The organism is Enterobacter cloacae complex sp. P18RS, assembly GCF_014982105.1.
GTDB lineage: Bacteria > Pseudomonadota > Gammaproteobacteria > Enterobacterales > Enterobacteriaceae > Enterobacter > Enterobacter hormaechei_C.
In genome coordinates this window covers 21,372-39,271 of sequence record NZ_JADCKV010000019.1, presented here as the reverse complement: position 1 = coordinate 39,271, position 17,900 = coordinate 21,372, and the positions used below count along the sequence as shown (strand labels likewise).

General features: G+C 57.1%; 15 protein-coding genes. 2 read left to right on the top strand and 13 right to left on the bottom strand.

The features are described from left to right. Positions 1-69: 69 nt before the first annotated feature. Entirely contained in the window at positions 70-2,217 is a 2,148-nt protein-coding gene (gene fdhF / locus INF61_RS15730) for a formate dehydrogenase subunit alpha (protein WP_080024796.1), read from the bottom strand. Between the two features lie 256 nt (positions 2,218-2,473). Between fdhF and INF61_RS15725 the strand changes: the two genes are divergently transcribed. After that, complete coding sequence (locus INF61_RS15725; protein WP_015570202.1) at positions 2,474-3,205, top strand: response regulator; 732 nt, start codon at positions 2,474-2,476, stop codon at positions 3,203-3,205. On the opposite strand, the gene INF61_RS15720 is transcribed toward INF61_RS15725, so the two are convergent. From INF61_RS15720 to INF61_RS15695, 6 genes are all read right to left on the bottom strand, one after another. After that, entirely contained in the window at positions 3,187-4,206 is a 1,020-nt protein-coding gene (locus tag INF61_RS15720; protein WP_193547901.1) for a carbohydrate kinase family protein, read from the bottom strand. The two genes, INF61_RS15725 and INF61_RS15720, sit on opposite strands and share 19 nt — an antisense overlap. Beyond that, positions 4,206-5,066: a ketose 1,6-bisphosphate aldolase gene (locus tag INF61_RS15715; RefSeq protein WP_193547900.1), complete on the bottom strand. Its 861-nt coding sequence runs from the start codon at positions 5,064-5,066 to the stop codon at positions 4,206-4,208. Before INF61_RS15715 ends, INF61_RS15720 begins: the two co-directional genes overlap by 1 nt. Positions 5,067-5,076: 10 nt before the next feature. After that, entirely contained in the window at positions 5,077-5,763 is a 687-nt protein-coding gene (locus INF61_RS15710) for a D-lyxose/D-mannose family sugar isomerase (protein ID WP_017382640.1), read from the bottom strand. A 106-nt stretch (positions 5,764-5,869) separates the two neighbouring features. Continuing rightward, the gene (locus INF61_RS15705; protein WP_003860240.1) at positions 5,870-6,811 is read right to left on the bottom strand and encodes an ABC transporter substrate-binding protein; all 942 of its coding nucleotides are present in this window, start codon (positions 6,809-6,811) and stop codon (positions 5,870-5,872) included. 28 nt (positions 6,812-6,839) lie between these two features. Beyond that, positions 6,840-7,835, bottom strand: coding sequence for a ribose ABC transporter permease (locus INF61_RS15700; protein ID WP_003860239.1), 996 nt, complete (start codon positions 7,833-7,835; stop codon positions 6,840-6,842). 2 nt (positions 7,836-7,837) lie between these two features. Further along, the gene (locus INF61_RS15695; protein ID WP_023295773.1) at positions 7,838-9,352 is read right to left on the bottom strand and encodes a sugar ABC transporter ATP-binding protein; all 1,515 of its coding nucleotides are present in this window, start codon (positions 9,350-9,352) and stop codon (positions 7,838-7,840) included. Positions 9,353-9,534: 182 nt separating this feature from the next. Here INF61_RS15695 and INF61_RS15690 point away from each other — a divergent pair, with 182 nt between their 5' ends. Beyond that, positions 9,535-11,832 carry a hybrid sensor histidine kinase/response regulator gene (locus tag INF61_RS15690; RefSeq protein ID WP_047056452.1) on the top strand — a complete coding sequence of 766 codons (2,298 nt, stop codon included), beginning with the start codon at positions 9,535-9,537 and terminating at the stop codon, positions 11,830-11,832. On the opposite strand, the gene alsK is transcribed toward INF61_RS15690, so the two are convergent. The 6 genes from alsK to alsR all read right to left on the bottom strand — a co-directional run bounded on the left by alsK (position 11,765) and on the right by alsR (position 17,857). Then, entirely contained in the window at positions 11,765-12,709 is a 945-nt protein-coding gene (gene alsK / locus INF61_RS15685; protein WP_048973993.1) for an allose kinase, read from the bottom strand. The genes INF61_RS15690 and alsK overlap by 68 nt on opposite strands. Then, positions 12,693-13,388 (bottom strand): D-allulose 6-phosphate 3-epimerase, encoded by a 696-nt coding sequence (alsE, locus tag INF61_RS15680; protein ID WP_015570210.1) that lies wholly within the window; start codon positions 13,386-13,388, stop codon positions 12,693-12,695. Before alsE ends, alsK begins: the two co-directional genes overlap by 17 nt. A 10-nt stretch (positions 13,389-13,398) precedes the next feature. Beyond that, positions 13,399-14,379, bottom strand: a complete 981-nt coding sequence (gene alsC / locus INF61_RS15675; protein WP_017382644.1) for a D-allose ABC transporter permease — start codon at positions 14,377-14,379, stop codon at positions 13,399-13,401. Next, positions 14,358-15,890 (bottom strand): D-allose ABC transporter ATP-binding protein AlsA, encoded by a 1,533-nt coding sequence (gene alsA / locus INF61_RS15670; protein ID WP_017382645.1) that lies wholly within the window; start codon positions 15,888-15,890, stop codon positions 14,358-14,360. The genes alsC and alsA overlap by 22 nt, the downstream gene beginning before the upstream one ends. Positions 15,891-15,966: 76 nt before the next feature. After that, positions 15,967-16,902, bottom strand: a complete 936-nt coding sequence (gene alsB, locus INF61_RS15665) for a D-allose transporter substrate-binding protein (protein WP_015570212.1) — start codon at positions 16,900-16,902, stop codon at positions 15,967-15,969. 64 nt (positions 16,903-16,966) lie between these two features. Further along, positions 16,967-17,857 (bottom strand): D-allose utilization transcriptional regulator AlsR, encoded by an 891-nt coding sequence (alsR, locus tag INF61_RS15660; protein ID WP_015570213.1) that lies wholly within the window; start codon positions 17,855-17,857, stop codon positions 16,967-16,969. Between the last annotated feature and the right edge of the window lie 43 nt (positions 17,858-17,900).

Here is a 17,900-nt window from a genome sequence, read left to right as displayed (position 1 = left end):
AATAGCGATGCCAGAAATAATAATGGGGTGAATATCTCACCCCATTTAGTCAGCGATTAATTAACGGCTTCATCCCATTGCGCTTTCGCGCAGGCGGGCTTTCAGCTTGTTATATTCGTCGATCACATACTGTTCCGCAGCGTGTTGATCCGCTATTGGCTCCACGTTTACGGCGCAGTATTTATACTCCGGCGTTTTGGTTATCGGGCTTAAGTTCTCCGTCACCAGCTCGTTACAGGCGCCAATCCACCACTGGTAGGTCATATAGACTGCCCCTTTGTTTGGACGGTCGCTGACCTGCGCGCGGGTAATGATGCGGCCTTTACGCGAGTTCACCCACACCAGCGCTTCATCTTCAATACCGAGACGTTCGGCATCGGCGGTGTTGATCTGCGCGTAGCCCGGTTCATCCGCCAGCGCCGCCAGCGCGGCGCAGTTACCGGTCATGGAACGGCAGGAGTAGTGGCCCACTTCACGCACGGTGGAGAGCACCATCGGATACTCGTCGGTGAGCTTATCGATCGGCGCGACCCAGTCGCAGGTGAAGAACTGCGCCAGCCCGTTCGGGGTGTCGAACTTCTCTTTAAAGAGGTATGACGTCCCCTGATCGGATTCTGATTCATCCCGGCACGGCCACTGGATGTAGCCCAGCTCACCCATTTTTTCATAGGTTGCCCCATAAAAGTCCGGGCACAGATGCCGCAACTCGTCCCAGATCTCCTGGGTGTTGTTGTAGTGCATCGGGTAGCCCATGCGGGTGGCGATTTCGCTGATGATTTGCCAGTCTGTTTTCAGATCCCACTTCGGCTCGACGGCCTTGAAGAAGCGCTGGAAGCCGCGGTCTGCCGCCGTATAGACACCTTCATGCTCGCCCCAGGAGGTCGACGGCAGAATCACATCCGCCGCCGCCGCGGTTTTGGTCATAAAGATATCCTGAACAATCACCAGCTCCAGATCCTCAAAGCCTTTGCGCACCGCAGACAGTTCGGCGTCGGTCTGGAGCGGATCTTCACCCATGATGTAGGCCGCACGTACTTCACCGTGAGCCGCGCGGTGCGGCAGCTCGCTGATGCGGTATCCGGTGTGTGCCGGCAGACTTTCCACGCCCCAGGCCTTCGCAAACTTCTCGCGGTTTTCCGGGAATTTGACGTACTGGTAGCCCGGATAGGTGTCCGGCAGCGCGCCCATATCACACGCACCCTGCACGTTATTCTGACCACGCACCGGGTTCACGCCCACATGCGCTTTACCCAGATTGCCGGTCAGCATGGCGAGGCTGGTGAGCGAGCGCACGGTTTCCACGCCCTGGTAGAACTGGGTCACGCCCATGCCCCACAGAATGGCGGCGGTTTTCGCTCCGGCGTACATCCGCGCCGCCTGGCGGATCTCCTGCGCGCTGACGCCGGTTATCGCCTCTACTGACTCCGGCGTATAGCCTTCGACAATCTTGCGATACTCTTCAAACCCTTCCGTACGGCTCGCGACAAACGCCTGGTCGTAGAGGTTCTCCTCAATAATGACATGCCCCATCGCATTCAACAGCGCGATGTTCGAGCCGTTTTTCAGTGCGATGTGCATATCCGCAATGCGCGCGGTTTCAATTTTACGCGGATCGCAGACGATGATTTTCGCCCCGTTCTGTTTGGCGCGAATAACGTGATTCGCGACGATAGGGTGAGAATCCGCCGGGTTATAGCCGAAGATGAACACCAGATCGGTGTTATCTATCTCATTGATGGCATTACTCATTGCGCCGTTACCGACCGACTGGTGCAGACCTGCAACCGATGGGCCGTGTCAGACGCGAGCGCAGCAGTCGACGTTATTGGTACCAATAACGGCGCGCGCGAATTTTTGCATCACATAGTTGGTTTCATTCCCGGTTCCGCGTGAGGAGCCGGTGGTCTGAATCGCATCCGGGCCATACTTGGCCTTGATGGCGCTGAGGCGCGTGGCGACGTAATCCAGCGCTTCATTCCAGGAGACGGCTTCCAGCTTGCCGCCGCGCTCGCGGCGGATCATAGGGGTTTTCAGGCGCGGCGTGAGGATTTGGGTATCGTTAATAAAATCCCAGCCGTAGTACCCTTTCAGGCACAGCGTGCCCTGATTGGTTTTACCCTGCGCCGCTTCCGCCCGGACGATTTTGCCGTTATCGACCACCAGGTGGATCTTGCAACCTGAGGCACAATAAGGGCAAACCGTGACGACTTTTTTCATCACTTTGCTCCAGTTAAACAGTTCTTACCTGCCCAATATGCAGCTTCTATGCCATGTTTTTACTATGGGTATTTCCTGACTTTACGACCCTTTGCGGGGCAAAACCCTGACGAAAAACAGCCAATCGTCAAAATTGACGTGTCGAAAGGGCAGGGGATGTGACATGGATTGAATTTCCGTCACGTAAAAAACAATTCGGCTGGAGCCAGCGGCAGAATGGTTCAGACTTAACATAATCCCCTGACGGAAGCATGCGATGAAACCGGCGATTCTGGTGGTTGATGATGATGTCGCAGTCTGCGAACTGCTACAGGATGTGCTCAGCGAGCACGTCTTTACCGTGCTGACGTGTCACACCGGTCAGGACGCGGTGAACCGTGTCCAGCAGGACCCTGGCATTGCGCTGGTTCTGCTGGACATGATGCTGCCGGATATCAACGGATTACAGGTTTTGCTGCAACTGCAAAAGCAGCGACCATCGCTACCGGTGGTGATGCTGACGGGGCTGGGAAGTGAATCAGATGTGGTCGTCGGGCTGGAAATGGGCGCCGATGATTACATCGGAAAACCGTTCAATCCGCGCGTGGTGGTCGCCCGCGTTAAGGCGGTGCTGCGTCGAACCGGCGCGCTGGACGCGGAGCCTGCCGCGCCGCGCGTTGAAGGTATTACCTTTAACGGCTGGACGCTGGACACCACCCGCTGCGAGCTGAGCGATCCGCAGCGTAATACCGTGCCATTAACCCAGGGCGAATACGGCCTGCTGCTGGCATTAACGCAAAACGCCCGCCGGGTACTGAGCCGTGAACAGCTGCTGGAGCTGACCCACAGCGAAAGCGCCGAGGTTTTTGACCGCACTATCGACGTGTTGATCATGCGGCTACGGCGAAAAATTGAGGTCAATCCGCATCAGCCTTTGCTGATCAAAACCATTCGCGGTCTGGGCTATGTTTTTGCCACGGACGTTTCCCATCATGAGAAAGCCGCCTGACCGTTCACCTGAATAAACGCCTGAAGCTCGGCCAGCGTTTTCGCGCCGTCAATCGCATTGGCCGCCAGCAGGCTGGCCCGCGCGCAGGCGTGCGCCAGATAAATACTCTCGGTAAGCGACAGCGATTCATGGCAACCGTATAAAAAGCCTGCGCAAAACGCGTCGCCCGCACCGACGCTGCCGATAATCTCGTCCTGCGTCAGCTTCCACGACGGAACCCATTGCCCTTTTTCACCCGGCGCTTCACCCCATGCCCCTTCCGGACAGTGGATCACTACCCGCTGCCGCACGCCTGCCGCCAGCAACTGTGCGGCAGCGTCGGCGATATGGACCATGTTCAGCGCACCATGACCGTCGCGGATCTCAAGCCCGCTAAACTCACCGGCTTCCAGCTCGTTAATCACCAGATAATCAAGATGACGCAGGGCAGGGAGCACCAGCGGCTGATAGCGCGGATCGCCCTTGCGGGAGACCAGATCGAGCGAGGTTTCATACCCCTGATCGCGCATCTGTGCCAGTAACCGCGCGCTGCGGGTGCCAAACTCCTCGTCCGGCATGTCCAGGCTGTCGAGCAGCAGCAGATAGCCGAGATGGAAGATCTTCAGCGATCCGTCTAAACGATCGAAGGCGGGAAGATCCAGCAGGCGGTTGGCGCCCGGCGAGTGGAAAAAGGTGCGCTGTCCGCTGGGGTCGGTCATCACCTGCGACATCGACGTTGGGGCGAACGTTGTACGCTGCACGCGCTGGCGATTGACGTGATACTGGTCGAGCATCGCCAGAATATAGTCTCCGTCGCTGTCTTCCCCAATCAGCCCCACCGCCTGTAACGGCAGGCCGACGTGCATTTTCGCCAGCGTCAGCAGAACGTTGAGCGGCGCACCGCCGGTTGAGCGTTCGCTGTGGGTGATTTCCGCCAGCCAGCCGCGCTCCGGCCACTGTACGATCTGGTGGACGTGATCCACCAGCATGTTGCCTGCGGCGATAATCCCTTTGCGTTCCATTATGCCTGCCCCGCGCTGCCGAAGATGCGCATCTGCTCCGCGACCGTATCGGTAATGGCCTCTTCAATGCCCAGCAGCAGTTCGGCAAACTCATCGTACAGCGGCTGGCGGTTCGCCATGCGCTGCTCAACGGCGGCGAGCGCGGCCTGCGACATGCCGGTATAAAAATTGATTTTATGAATGCCCAGCTCGATAGCGCGGCGGAAGTCGGCATCGCTAATCCCGGAGCCGCCGTGTAAAACCAGCGGCAGGCCCGTCTGCTGGCGAATGGCGTCCAGACGCGGGAAATCAAGCTTCGGCTCGCCCTTGTATTTGCCGTGCGCGTTGCCAATGGCGACCGCCAGCGCGTCGATACCGGTTAAATCGACAAACTCGCGCGCCAGCTGTGGGTCGGTAAAGAACGCTTCATCCGCATGCCCATACAGCGCGCCGCCTTCATCTCCGCCGACTGCGCCCAGCTCCGCCTCCACCGAGACGCCCACCGCGTGGCACATCTTCACCACTTCCCGGGTCTGGCGGATATTATCCTCATAGCTCAGCGTCGAGCCGTCGAACATCACCGAGCTGAACCCTAAGCGCAGGGCGCGCACGACGGCCTCAAAATGCAGGCCATGGTCGAGGTTAAGCACCACGGGAATATCGCGACGGGCGGCTTCGAACTTCACCGCTTCCACCAGCGACTCCAGAGACACGTACTTAAAATGCACTTCGGCGATGTTGATAATAAACGGCGAGCGTTCCTGCTTCGCGGCGGCAAACAGCGCGCGCAGAAAATGGGAGTCGAGAACGTTGAACGCGCCCAGGGCGTAGCGGTGTTCTCTGGCGTGTGCCAGACCGTCGGCAAGAGAAATCAATGGCATCATTCACTCCTTATATCCGAAACAGGTTGTACTCGTTGCACAGCACCAGCACCGCCGGTTCGTCTTCTTCGATGGTGTTGTAGCGATCGATGGGCTGTAAAAAGTGGTTGTCGTGTTCATCGTCATTGACTGACGACACTTCGCCCACCAGCACGTCGCCAAAGCCGCGTTCACCCCAGAAACTGTGGTACAGGCCGGGCGTCAGGCAGATGCTCTCCCCTGGCGTGAGGCGCAGCTGGCTGCCGGGCGCGTGCGTCTGCCGACAGCCGTCTATCGTGACGATCACGTCGGTGTTTTCGGTCTCCTCATGCGCCCCCGCATTCCATAACTCAATAATCAGATTCCCGCCGCCGCGGTTGATGATGTCCTCCCGCTTGCGCCAGTGGAAATGCATCGGCGTCACCTGGCCGTCGCGCACGTGCATGATTTTTTCGGCATAGCACTTTTCATAAGGCACGCCGTTGGGGGAGCCGTTGCGCAGGGTAAACAGCGTCAGCCCCTGTGCGGCAAAGTGGTTGCCGCCAAACGCCGTCACGTCCCAGCCGAGCCTGAGGTCGAACACCTCCTGCCAGGCGGCCTGGTCAAGCTGCTGCCATTTTGTTGGCGGAAAGCTGGCAAACGGCGGGAGATGCACGTCGTGCATGGAGAAGAACTGCCGCGTGTGGCCGAGGATTTCATTGATGTCGGAGCGTTTCATGGGGACTCCTTGCGTTTTATGCCACCCCCTCACCCTAACCCTCTCCCCCTCTCCCTCAAGGGAGAGGGGGAGAGGGTTAGGGTGAGGGCATCAGGCCGCACCGGGGTTACTTAACCGTCCACCCCTTATACGTGCCGACGTTCTTTTTATCGATCATCGTCACCGGGATCAGCACCGGCTCTTTCGGCGCAGGTTTGCCCTGAAGAATGTCATAGCCGATCTCCACCGCCTTCGCCGCCATCACCTGCGGATCCTGCGCCGGCGTCGCCACAAACAGGGAGTTTTCGCGCTTCAGCGCTTCCTCACCGTCCGGGGAACCATCCACGCCGACGATAAAGAACTCGTTGCGCTGCGCCTGTTTCGCCGCCAGATCGGCGCCGATCGCCGTCGGATCGTTAATTGCGAATACGCCGTCGATCTTCGGATTGGCCGCCAGCAGGGAGGTCATGACCTCCAGTCCGCCTTCGCGGCTGCCTTTGGCGTTCTGATTATCCGAGAGCACTTTGATATCCGGGTGGCGCCTGAACTCGGTCTGGCAGCCCTCCACGCGGTTTTGTACCGCAGAAACCGGCGGCCCGTTGATGATCACCACGTTGCCTTTACCTTTCAGGCGGTCGGTTATGTACTTACAGGCCATCTCCCCCGCCTGGGTGTTATCGGAGGTGATGGTCGCATCAGCCCCTTCCGCCGCCACGTCAACCGCCACGACCACGATCCCCGCCTCTTTCGCACGCTTCACCGCCGGGCCGATCCCTTTGGAATCCGCGGCGTTGAGGATGATCATGTCCACTTTCGCCGCAATGAAGTTATCGATCTGTGACACCTGCTGGCCCAGATCGTACCCGCTGGAGACCAGCGTCACCTTGACGTTATCTCCCGCCAGTTTGCGCGCTTCCAGCTCGGCACCTTTGGTGATCTGCACGAAGAACGGGTTAGCCAGGTCGCCCACCGTCACGCCGATGGACTTCAGATCTTTTGCCTGCGCAAACGGGGTTGCGGCCAGCAGCGCGCCAGCACAGAGCGCGGTCACTAAGGGCTTCAATCTCATGCTGTATTCCTCACGTAGGGTATTGTTGTTATGCACTTTGATGGTGTCGGGTACGGTATTTGTCGATCAGCACCGCTATGATGATCACCGCCCCTTTGATCACCAGCTGCCAGAAGTAGGAGACGCCCATCAGCGTCATGCCGTTATTGAGGGTGGCGATGATCAATGCACCGACCAGCGTGCCGGTGATCGTGCCGATCCCGCCGACGAAGCTGGTTCCGCCGAGGATCACCGCCGCAATCGCATCCAGCTCGTACCCCGTGCCGAGGTTGCCGTTGGCGCTGTAGAGGCGCGAGGCGCTCATCACGCCGCCTAATCCCGAGAGCAGGCCGCTCATGCCGTAGACAAACAGCAGCACCAGCCAGACCTTGATGCCGGTTAAGCGTGCCGCCTGCATATTGCCGCCGACCGCATAGATGTGAACGCCGAGGGTTGTGCGACGCAGAATAAACCAGCACACCACAATCACCGCCAGGGCGATCACCACCAGCCACGGAATCGGGCCGAGGTAGTTGTTGCCGATCCACTCGAAGTTAATGTTGGAGTTAATGACCGTCGTGCCGTCCGCCAGCAGATACGCCGCGCCGCGCAGTGCCGTATAGGTGCCGAGGGTGACGATAAACGGCGGCAGCCCGGCAAAGGCCACCAGCGCGCCGTTGAACAGCCCCAGCACCATACCGAGCATCAGCGCCGCCGGAATGGAGAGCATCGCAAATTCCGGGATAAGCGAGACCACCATCGCCGCTACCGCCGTAGTGCCCAGAATCGAGCCCACAGAGAGGTCAATCCCGCCGGTCAGGATGATGAAGGTCATCCCCGCCGCCAGCACGATGTTGATCGACGCCTGCCGGGTAATATTCAGCAGGTTGCTCTCGGTGAAAAAGTTCGGGGCGATAAAGCCAAATACCGCCACAATCAGGATTAAAATTGGCAAAATGCCGATCGTTTGCATCAGATCGCTCATCAGCATTTTTTTGGCGGAGGCGGATTTCGCCACCTGCTGCGGATGGGTTGGAGTTGTCATAATTACACCGCCTGATGATGTGTGTCGTTCACGCCGGTTGCCAGCGTCATAATGTTTTCCTGAGAGATGTCGCGTCCGTGGAGTTCACCCGCGATGCTGCCTTCCCGCATCACGTACACCCGGTCGCTCATGCCCACCACTTCCGGCAGCTCGCTGGAGATCATCAGAATCGCCACCCCTTTGCGCGCCATCTGGTTCATGATGCGGTAGATCTCGCTTTTCGCGCCGACGTCCACGCCGCGCGTAGGTTCGTCCAGAATCAGAATGCGCGGGCCAATCGCCACCCAGCGGGAGATCAGCAGCTTTTGCTGGTTGCCGCCGGAGAGCCCGCCCGCGCGCACCTGAGAATGCGGCACGCGGATATTGAGCAGGGCGATGGCGTCATCGGAAATAGACTGCGCTTTTTTGCGGTTCAGCCAGCCGAAGGTGGCGTCGCGCTCCAGCGTCGCCATGGTGATGTTCTCCTGCGCCGCCAGCTCCAGAAATAGCCCCTGCTCCTTGCGGTTCTCGGTAAGAAAACCGATGCCGTTTTCAATGGCCGCGCGCGGGGAGTGGATCACCACCGGTTCGCCGTCGACCTCGATCATGCCGCCGGTGGCTTTGCGCACGCCGAAGATCAGCTGCGCCAGCTCGGAGCGACCGGCCCCGACCAGCCCCGCCAGCCCGACGATTTCACCGGAGCGAACCTGCAAACTGCACGGCAGCACTTTTTTGCCATCTGTCAGGTGGTGCACGTTCAGACGCGGGCTGCCGAGCGGAATATCGCGCTCTTTGTTAAACAGATCGCTGAGCGGACGGCCCACCATCATGCGCACCAACTCAGAGGCATTCAGCTTGTCGCGCGTCAGGCTGCCGACGTACTGCCCGTCGCGCAGGACGCTGACGCGATCGGAAAGCTCATACACTTCCGCCATGCGGTGGCTGATGTAGATAATCGCCATCCCTTCATCGCGCAGGCGCAAAATCAGTTCGAACAGACGGTGGGTTTCGCGCGAGGAGAGGGCGGCGGTGGGTTCATCCATCACCAGAATACGGCTGTTGCGGTGCAGCGCGCGGGCGATCTCCACCTGCTGTTGCTCGGCGATGGTCAGCTTCATGACCAGGTCGGTGGCGCTGAACTGCGCGCCCAGACGGTCAATGACCGCCTGAGCCTGGGCTGCCATCTCTTTGCGCTGGACCAGCCCGCCGCGCGACAGCTCGCTGCCGAGAAAAATGTTTTCCGCCACGGTCAGGTTAGGAGCAAGCTGCATCTCCTGATAAATCAGGGTAATGCCTGCGGCCAGCGCATCCTTCGGACCTTTGATGTGAAACGGCGTACCGTCGATGAGGATGTCGCCGCTGCTGGCGGTATAAGCGCCTGCGAGGATCTTCATCAGCGTGCTTTTTCCGGCGCCGTTTTCCCCCATCAGCGCGTGGATCTCTCCGGGGAAAACCGTCAAATCCACACCCTTGAGCGCGTGGAAATTGCCAAACGTCTTGGCAATATTGCGCATCTCTAAAACCGGGGTTCTGCTCATGGCGGATCTCCTGTGAATGTCGATATCTGCACTTCATCACAGGTGCGTAAATGCAAAATGTCAGAAGCTGTTCATATTTGTCATAGTTATGAATAGCGAATCGCCATCACATTTTCCTTTTCCCTCTCCCTGTGGGAGAGGGCCAGGGTGAGGGCACCAAACCGCAGAGGAGCCCAAACCCCATGTCTTCACGCCCCCCGTTCTTCACCAGCGCCCGCGGTCGCCTGCTGATATTTAACCTGCTGGTGGTGGCGGTAACGCTGATGGTCAGCGGCGTGGCGGTGCTCGGCTTTCGTCATGCCAGCCAGATCCAGGAGCAGGTGCAGCAGCAAACGCTGGATGATATGACTGGCAGCATGAACCTCGCGCGTGATACCGCGAATGTGGCGACGGCGGCGGTGCGGCTGTCGCAGGTAGTCGGTGCGCTGGAGTACAAAGGCGAAGCTGAACGGCTGAAACAGACGCAGATGGCGCTGCGCCACTCGCTGGAGCAGCTTGCCGATGCGCCGCTGGCGCAGCAGGAGCCGGCGCTGGTGGCGCGTATTATCCGCAGGAGCAATGAGTTACAGCAGAGCGTGACGGGAATGCTGGAGCGCGGGCAAAAACGGCATCTGGAGCGTAACGCGCTGCTCAGCGCGCTGTATCAAAGCCAAAGCTACCTGCGTCATTTGCAGGATATCAACCGCCGTTACGCGAGCAATGTGCCAGACGCCCGGCAGCTTGCAGAGATGGACAGGCTGATCGTTGCCGCCATTGATACCCCTTCACCGCGCGCCACGGTGCAGCAGCTGGATGCAGTAACCGCGATGTTACCCGCGAGCGCCCTGCAACCGGTGGTCAACCTGGTGCTCCCGGATTTTAATGATGAGCTGCGCAAGCTCGCGCCACTGTCGAAGCAGCTGGAAGAGAGCGATCTGTCCATCAGCTGGTACATGTTCCACATCAAGGCGCTGGTGGCGATATTAAACCGCGACATTAATCAGTACGTTGAACAGGTGGCGCAGGCCTCCCGGCTGCGTACCGCCCAAAGCCACCAGGAGCTGCGCTCCATCAGCGTGTTTATCAGCGTCTTCGCGGTGCTGGCGCTGATCATCACCGGCTGCGCCTGCTGGTATATTTACCGCAATCTGGGCTCCAACCTGACGGCTATCTCAAGGGCAATGTCGCGCCTCGCTCACGGCGAGCAGGATGTGTCGGTGCCCGCGCTACAGCGGCGTGATGAGCTGGGGGAACTGGCGCGCGCGTTTAACGTTTTTGCCCGCAATACCGCTTCGCTGGAGCACACCACGCGGCTGCTGAAGGAGAAGACCTCGCAGATGGAGGTTGACCGCATCGAACGTCAGGGGCTGGAGGAGGCGCTGCTGCACAGCCAGAAAATGAAGGCGGTTGGGCAACTGACGGGCGGGCTGGCGCATGATTTTAATAACCTGCTGGCGGTGATTATCGGCAGTCTGGAGCTGACCGATTCAGCGTCACCGGACGCGCCGCGCATCACTCGTGCGCTCAAAGCCGCGGAACGCGGGGCCATGCTCACCCAGCGTCTGCTGGCCTTCTCGCGCAAGCAATCCCTGCAACCCCATGCGGTAGAGATGAAGCCGCTGCTGGAGAACCTGAGCGAGCTGATGCGGCACTCGCTTCCCGCCACGCTGACGCTGGATATTGAAGCGCAAACCCCGGCCTGGCCCGCATGGATTGACGTCAGCCAGCTGGAAAACGCCATTATCAACCTGGTGATGAACGCCCGTGATGCAATGGAGGGGCAAAATGGTGTGATCAAAATCCGCACCTGGAACCAGCGTGTGACCCGCAGCGACGGGCGCAGGCAGGATATGGTCGCGCTGGAGGTGATTGACCACGGCTGCGGGATGTCGCAGGAGGTGAAATCGCAGGTCTTTGAACCGTTCTTCACCACCAAACAGACCGGCAGCGGCAGCGGGTTAGGGCTGTCGATGGTGTACGGCTTTGTGCGTCAGTCCGGGGGACGCGTTGAGATCGAAAGCGCGCCGGGGCAGGGAACCACCGTGCGGCTCCAGCTGCCGCGCTCGACGCTGCCCGCGTTCTCTGATGATGCCGCGCTGGCGACCACGGCCCCGGCAGAGAGTGAGCTGCTTGTGCTGGTCCTGGAAGATGAGGCGGGCGTGCGGCAGACCCTGTGCGAGCAACTGCACCAGCTTGGCTACCTGACCCTTGAAGCAGAAAACGGCGAGCAGGCGCTGAACATGCTGGACGCATCGCCGGATATCGGCATGTTTATCAGCGACCTGATGTTGCCGGGCGGCCTGAGTGGTGCGGAGGTGATCGGCCATGTACGCAGCCACTGTCCGCAGTTGCCGGTGCTGCTGATCAGCGGGCAGGATTTGCGCCCGGCGCATAACCCGCAGCTGCCGGACGTTCAGTTACTGCGAAAACCGTTCACCCGCGCACAGCTGGCGCAGGCGCTGCGCAAGGTGATGGCAGGAACCGGCAACGAGCCAGGGTAGCGGCCCCCTGAGCGCCGTTAAAAGACGACGACGAGGCAGGGATAAATTTCACGGACTCATGCGGCAGCGGGCGGCGCAAATGCTGCTTTATCCCGACAATCAGCGCTTCGCGCGGAAAGCCAGGCATATCCATTACGCCGCCACCGAGGATCACCGCATCCGGATCGAACAGATTTACACTGGTGGCAATGGCGCGGGCTGCATGATTCAGGAGTTGCTGTACGAAGGGGTCATCGGGTACGGCTGAAAAGATATCTCCCATCGCATACTCGCGGGGCTGCTGCTCGTACCACTGTTTCAATGCGATACCGGAACAAACTGTTTCCAGACAGCCCGGGTTGCCACAACCACAGTGCCGCGTCATATCCCCCTGTGGAATATGCCCGAGCTCGCCCGCTACGCCGTGCGCGCCCGTCCATGGAGCACCGTTTAGCCAGATGGCAAATCCCATGCCGGTGCCAAGATAGGCCGCCAGAACCTCTTGCTGGTGGAGATTGTGTTGCGCCACGTCAAACGAAAGCTGAAGGTTAACGTCGCGGGAAAATTCGACCGGGCAGCCTAGCGCATCTTCAAGTTTTCCCGCCAGATCGCGGAGCTCATTCGCCTGCAAAGGCAGATTTGGCGTCGAAATAATGGTGCGTTTGTCTTTGCCGACCAGTGCCGGAAAGCCCATGACCAGACCGCGACAGTGAACCTGTAAATGACGCAGCTGAGCCGCGATCATTTCCGTCACGCCGCACACCACACCAGAGCGGATAACCTCCGCGGTGCGCTGTTTTTCACAATGCAACACCGCACCGTCGGCCGTTTGCAGGCAAAAACGGATATGAGTGGCCCCCATATCCACTCCGGCGACGACATCAGGCTGTTTTTGCATGAGGAACAACCTCGTTTCGTGCCGACAGGATCTGCCCGGCCATAAGCTGCCATGCATCCCCGATATTCTCTGCATGGTTGAACAGACCAGACGTTCCGACGATAAAGACATCTGCGCCGGCGGCCATCAGTTTTTTATAGGTGGCCTGATTGCATGAGCCATCGATCTCAATCTCATAGCTCAGCCCTTCGCGTTCGCGCCAGGCTTTCAGCTCGGCAATTTTCTCCAGCATTTCCGGAATGAACGGCTGCCCGGCAAAGCCTGGATCGACGGTCATCACGGTGATTTTGTCCGCCTTATGAATATAGTATTTCATCGCCTCAACCGGGGTTTCCGGGTTGAGAATGAGTCCCACCTTCATACCGTGACGACGGATCTCTTCAATCAGGCGGAAAGCCTGACCGTTGATGGTCTCCGGGTGCAGTGTGATGAAGTCTGCTCCGGCCTGCGCCAGCTGGCTTATGTAGTCCTGCGGGCGAGTCACCATCAGGTGACAGTCCAGTGGTTTGGTGGCGAGCTTCTTCACCTGGCCGACAAAGAACGGAGACAGCGTCAGATTAGGCACAAAGTGGCCGTCCATGATGTCGATATGGAAGTAGTCCGCGTGCTGGTCAATAAATTCGATCTGTTCTTTGAATTTCAGCAGATCCATACACATCAGGGAGGGTGAAATTTTCATAGTGATTTCCTTACTTACTGATCAATCTGTCGAGGGCAACAGCGGCGATAATCAACCCGCCCATTACCACCAGCTGGTAGTAGGTTTGTACCTGTAAGATATTGAGTCCGTTATTGATGGTGCCGATGATGAGACCACCAATCACGACCGAGAAGATGCGGCCTTTACCGCCGAAGAAGCTGGTTCCGCCGATGATGGCGCTGGCGATGGCGTATGTTTCAAATCCCATCCCGGCCAGCGGCTCCGCTGCGCCCAGACGCGCGGTCGACACCACGCCCGCCAGCCCGGCGCATACGCCAGAAATAATGAACACCACCAGAATATGAAACTTCACGTCGATGCCGGAGTAGAACGCCGAGTTTTTGTTACCGCCCAGGGCGTAGATATTGCGCCCCAGCCGCATACGGGTGGTGAGGAACCAGAGGATCACCGCGACGATCAGCGAGAAGATGACCGGTACGGGTATCCCGAGGACGCTGGCAGCGAAGAAGTTTACAAAATCGAACGAGAAGCCATAGACGGAGTTAGCATCGGAAATCACCAGCGTGATGCCGCGAAAAATGGCGTTAGTACCGAGAGTGATAATGAACGGATGTAGCCCGGTCCAGTTGACCAGACAGCCATTGATCGCCCCCAGCGCGCCGCCGACCAGTACGCCGCCAATCAGTGCTGCAAAAAACGGGTCGACACCAGCCAGCATCAGTTTGGCAGTCACCATGCCGGAGAGTGCCAGAATGGCTCCGACGGACAGATCAATACCCGCGACAAGGATGGCAAAGAATTCGCCCATCCCGATCAGCACCGTTACAGAGCTCTGGACAAAAATCTGCGTGATGTTGTTGGTGGTGAGGAAGTACTCCGATGACAGCGTGCCAAAGATGGCGACTATAATCGCGAGGATAAAAAAGGTACCGTACTTGTCCCAGAACAGCGCGAAGTTAAATGGCTTTTTCTCCGCCATATCGCCTTTCACTCTTGTGGTAATGCCCATGCCATGATCTCCTCTTCGCTCATGTCGTCGCGATTGGTCAGGATTTGCGTCAGCCGCCCTTCGCAGAACACGGCGATGCGGTCGCAGACGGCGATAATTTCAGGTAATTCAGATGACACCATCAGGATGACCTTGCCTTCGTCAGCCAGCTGGCGCATCACCTTGTAGATTTCGGCCTTTGCGCCGACGTCGATGCCTCGCGTGGGTTCATCAAAAATGATGACGTCCGGGTTGCAACACAGCCATTTAGAAATCAGCACCTTTTGCTGATTGCCGCCGGAGAGTTCGGTGATGTTTTGCTCTACGCTATGGCACTTCAACGCCAGCAACTGGCGCTGTGCTTCGGCGGTCTTGCGTTCTTCATGCTCGCGAAAGAGCCCCATGGCCCCTTTATAGCCACCGTTTTTCAGGCTCTGGCTGACGGCCATGTTTTGGGCGATAGAGAAATTAGGGAAAAAGCCATTTTCGCGGCGGCTTTCGGTGATGTAAGCCATCCCTTTTTTCAACGCATCCAGAGGCGAACGCGGGGAGATGGTTTTGCCGTTGAGGCGAATTTCACCGCTCGCGCGTTTATCCACGCCGAAGAGACAGTCCATCAGTTCGGTACGTCCCGAGCCGACCAGACCCGCAAAACCCAGTATTTCGCCGCGGTTCACGCTGAACGAAATATCTCGCACTTTTTTCTTGTCCCGGCTGGTGACGTTGTTAACCTCAAACACCGTGTCGCGTTCGATGTTGCCGGTGCTCTCTTTCATGGCGTTAAAGCGGTTTTGCAGTTCGCGGCCGACCATCAGGCGCACAATGTCGTCGTTTGAAACGTCACTCACCAGGCCACTGCATACGCTGGAACCGTCTTTCATTACCGTGTAGCGGTCGCAGATGCGGCGGATTTCCGCGAGCTTATGCGAGATATAGACAATGGCGGTGCCTTCTTTACGCAGCTGATTCATGATCAAGAAAAGATAATCCACCTCTTTATTGGTTAATGAAGATGTGGGTTCATCCATAATGATCACTTTGGCATCGAGCATTAAGGTTTTCGCGATTTCCAGCATCTGTTTATGGCTGATGGATAAATTCGCTACTTTTTCATCTAAATCGACTTTTAATCCGACGCGTAAGAGCATCATCGCACCGCGAATGCGCATCTCTTTCCAGTCAATAATCCTGATGCCACAAACCTTTTTAGTCAGGTGACGGCCTATATATAGATTTTCCAGCACGGTTAATTCATCAATAACGCTGAGTTCCTGATATATAATGCCGATGCCCAGTCTTGCTGCCAGTTTATGATCCAATTTGTCGTAATTCTTTTCATTAATAATAATGGAGCCTTTGGTCGGTTCATGAATTCCCGACAATACTTTCATTAAGGTTGATTTACCGGCACCATTTTCCCCTAATAACGCGTGGATCTCATGAGGGTATATAGTTAAATCAACCGATTTTAATGCGTGAACCGGACCAAAGGATTTGCCGATCCCCGCCATCGAGATATATGGCGTGACCATGTTTATTTCCTTCTCTGTTCACCCTCTCCCTGTGGGAGAGGGCCGGAGTGAGGGCATCAAGCCGCACAGTTCTGCGTTATTTTGTCACCAGAATCGAATCCACCAACTTGAATTCAGGCGTTTTTTCCAGCGGGATGACTTTCCCGGTTTTCGCGGCATCCACCATTAATTTCAGGCCGGTCGCCCCGATGTCCGCCGGGTTTTGTGCGACGGTTGCCGTCATCTGACCGGCTTCGACCATCTTACGCGCCTCTGGGATACCATCGGTGCCGACCACCAGCACTTTGCCGATTTTACCGGCGTTTGCCACCGCCTGTGCCACGCCCATTGCCATGGTATCGTTCGCGCAGTAGAAGGCTTTCAGATTCGGGTTTCGTTGCAGCACGTTGGTTGCCACATCCAGAGCTTTAATGCGATCCCAGTCAGCGGGCTGGCTGGCAACCAGCTTAATTTGGTTTGCTTTTTTGAAGGCTTCTGTTGCGCCATTGCGGCGCGCCTCGCCCGATGCGTTACCGGCTTTACCCTCAATGATTGCGACTTCGCCCCCCTCCGCACCAAGTTTATTGATAATAAAATCGGCCCCTTTTGCGCCGACGGCCACGTTGTCCGTTGTGACAAACCCCTCTACATTGCCACCTGCTTTTTTCAGGTTATCCATATCGATTTTTTCATCGAGATTCACCAGATAGAGACCTTTCTGCCAGGCGCGCGCGACGGGCATGACCAGATTCACGGAGGAGAGTGGGGCAAAAGCGATACCCTTGTATTTTTTATTACTCAGATCTTCGAACAGCTGTAGCTGGGACTGAAAATCCCCTTCTGACGGCGAGGCAAAAATATCAACGCTTACTCCCAGGGTTTTGGCTTCATCTTCAATCCCTTTCTTCATATCCACCCAGAATGGATTGGAGAGCGTTTTTAATACCACCGCATATTCCGCAGCAGCAAACGCGCTGGTGGATAACATTAAGCCCATAGCGGCGCCGCTGAAATATTTCAGATATTTATTCATAGCAGTGTTCTCAATGTAGGGTATGTTGTTGTTAATCCCGCCTGAGCAGGATTAACCTTTTAATTTACTTCAGTGCGCCAGGAGAGAAGAAATCCACAATAGCGCCGGTTTTTTGCATATTAAGTGTGGCCTGTTCGATGTTTTGTTGTGCAACGGAAACAAATAACGCATCTAATAATGTAAGCTGTAATATACGCGCGGAGGCGTTGCGCCCTAATAACGGGGTCTCTGGTGCTGGCGAACAAATAATATAATCAGCAAGTTTAGCAATCGGTGAATGGTAGCTATGAGTAATACAGATAATTTTGGCGCCGTTCTTTTTTGCTAACTCAACTGCTGCTTTCACATCACTGGTGCGGCCGGAATGGGAGACCACCAGTACCACATCCCCTTCCTTCAGCAGCGATGCCGACATCATCATAATGTGCGCGTCCTGATACGACTGGCAGCGCACGCCGATGCGTAGAAACTTATGCTGGATGTCGGCGCAAATAGCGTTAGAACCACCCACACCGTACAGATCGCGCTGGTTGGCCTGGGCGAAGAAACGTGCCGCGCGGTGAATTTCATCCACGTTCACTATCGACTGGCCTTCCATAATGGTGCGCAGCGTAATATTGAACACTTTGTTAACCACATCCTGTGGTGCTTCATCAAAAGCGAGTTCCGCAGGTAATACTTGTTCGGATTGCGAGAAGTAGTCGACCAGCGCCGCACGCAGGTTACGGAAACCGCTAAAGCCGAGCAGTTTGGCCACTTTCACGATCATCGCTTCCGACACCATCAGCGTTTCGGCAACGTCTTTAATCGCAGGCGCGCCGCTCAGGTTACCCGGCTGGAGCAGCCAGTCGACGATACGGCTTTCGTTGTCGGTCATGCCTTCCTGCTTCATGCGCAGGTACGGTGCAAGGCCAATGCCGTTAGGCAGCTCTTTTTTAAATTCTGACTGACTCATCGCTCTCTTTTGTCCTTAAAAATGAAGACGACACTATATCACC

Bases quoted from the DNA above. Each gene is read 5' to 3' on its own strand.
- alsC (WP_017382644.1), bottom strand. From the start codon at position 14,379: ATGGGCATTACCACAAGAGTGAAAGGCGATATGGCGGAGAAAAAGCCA.
- INF61_RS15710 (WP_017382640.1), bottom strand. From the start codon at position 5,763: ATGAAACGCTCCGACATCAATGAAATCCTCGGCCACACGCGGCAGTTC.
- alsK (WP_048973993.1), bottom strand. From the start codon at position 12,709: ATGCAAAAACAGCCTGATGTCGTCGCCGGAGTGGATATGGGGGCCACT.
- INF61_RS15725 (WP_015570202.1), top strand. From the start codon at position 2,474: ATGAAACCGGCGATTCTGGTGGTTGATGATGATGTCGCAGTCTGCGAA.
- INF61_RS15690 (WP_047056452.1), top strand. From the start codon at position 9,535: ATGTCTTCACGCCCCCCGTTCTTCACCAGCGCCCGCGGTCGCCTGCTG.
- INF61_RS15720 (WP_193547901.1), bottom strand. From the start codon at position 4,206: ATGGAACGCAAAGGGATTATCGCCGCAGGCAACATGCTGGTGGATCAC.
- alsA (WP_017382645.1), bottom strand. From the start codon at position 15,890: ATGGTCACGCCATATATCTCGATGGCGGGGATCGGCAAATCCTTTGGT.
- INF61_RS15695 (WP_023295773.1), bottom strand. From the start codon at position 9,352: ATGAGCAGAACCCCGGTTTTAGAGATGCGCAATATTGCCAAGACGTTT.
- INF61_RS15705 (WP_003860240.1), bottom strand. From the start codon at position 6,811: ATGAGATTGAAGCCCTTAGTGACCGCGCTCTGTGCTGGCGCGCTGCTG.
- alsE (WP_015570210.1), bottom strand. From the start codon at position 13,388: ATGAAAATTTCACCCTCCCTGATGTGTATGGATCTGCTGAAATTCAAA.
- alsR (WP_015570213.1), bottom strand. From the start codon at position 17,857: ATGAGTCAGTCAGAATTTAAAAAAGAGCTGCCTAACGGCATTGGCCTT.
- INF61_RS15700 (WP_003860239.1), bottom strand. From the start codon at position 7,835: ATGACAACTCCAACCCATCCGCAGCAGGTGGCGAAATCCGCCTCCGCC.
- INF61_RS15715 (WP_193547900.1), bottom strand. From the start codon at position 5,066: ATGCCATTGATTTCTCTTGCCGACGGTCTGGCACACGCCAGAGAACAC.
- alsB (WP_015570212.1), bottom strand. From the start codon at position 16,902: ATGAATAAATATCTGAAATATTTCAGCGGCGCCGCTATGGGCTTAATG.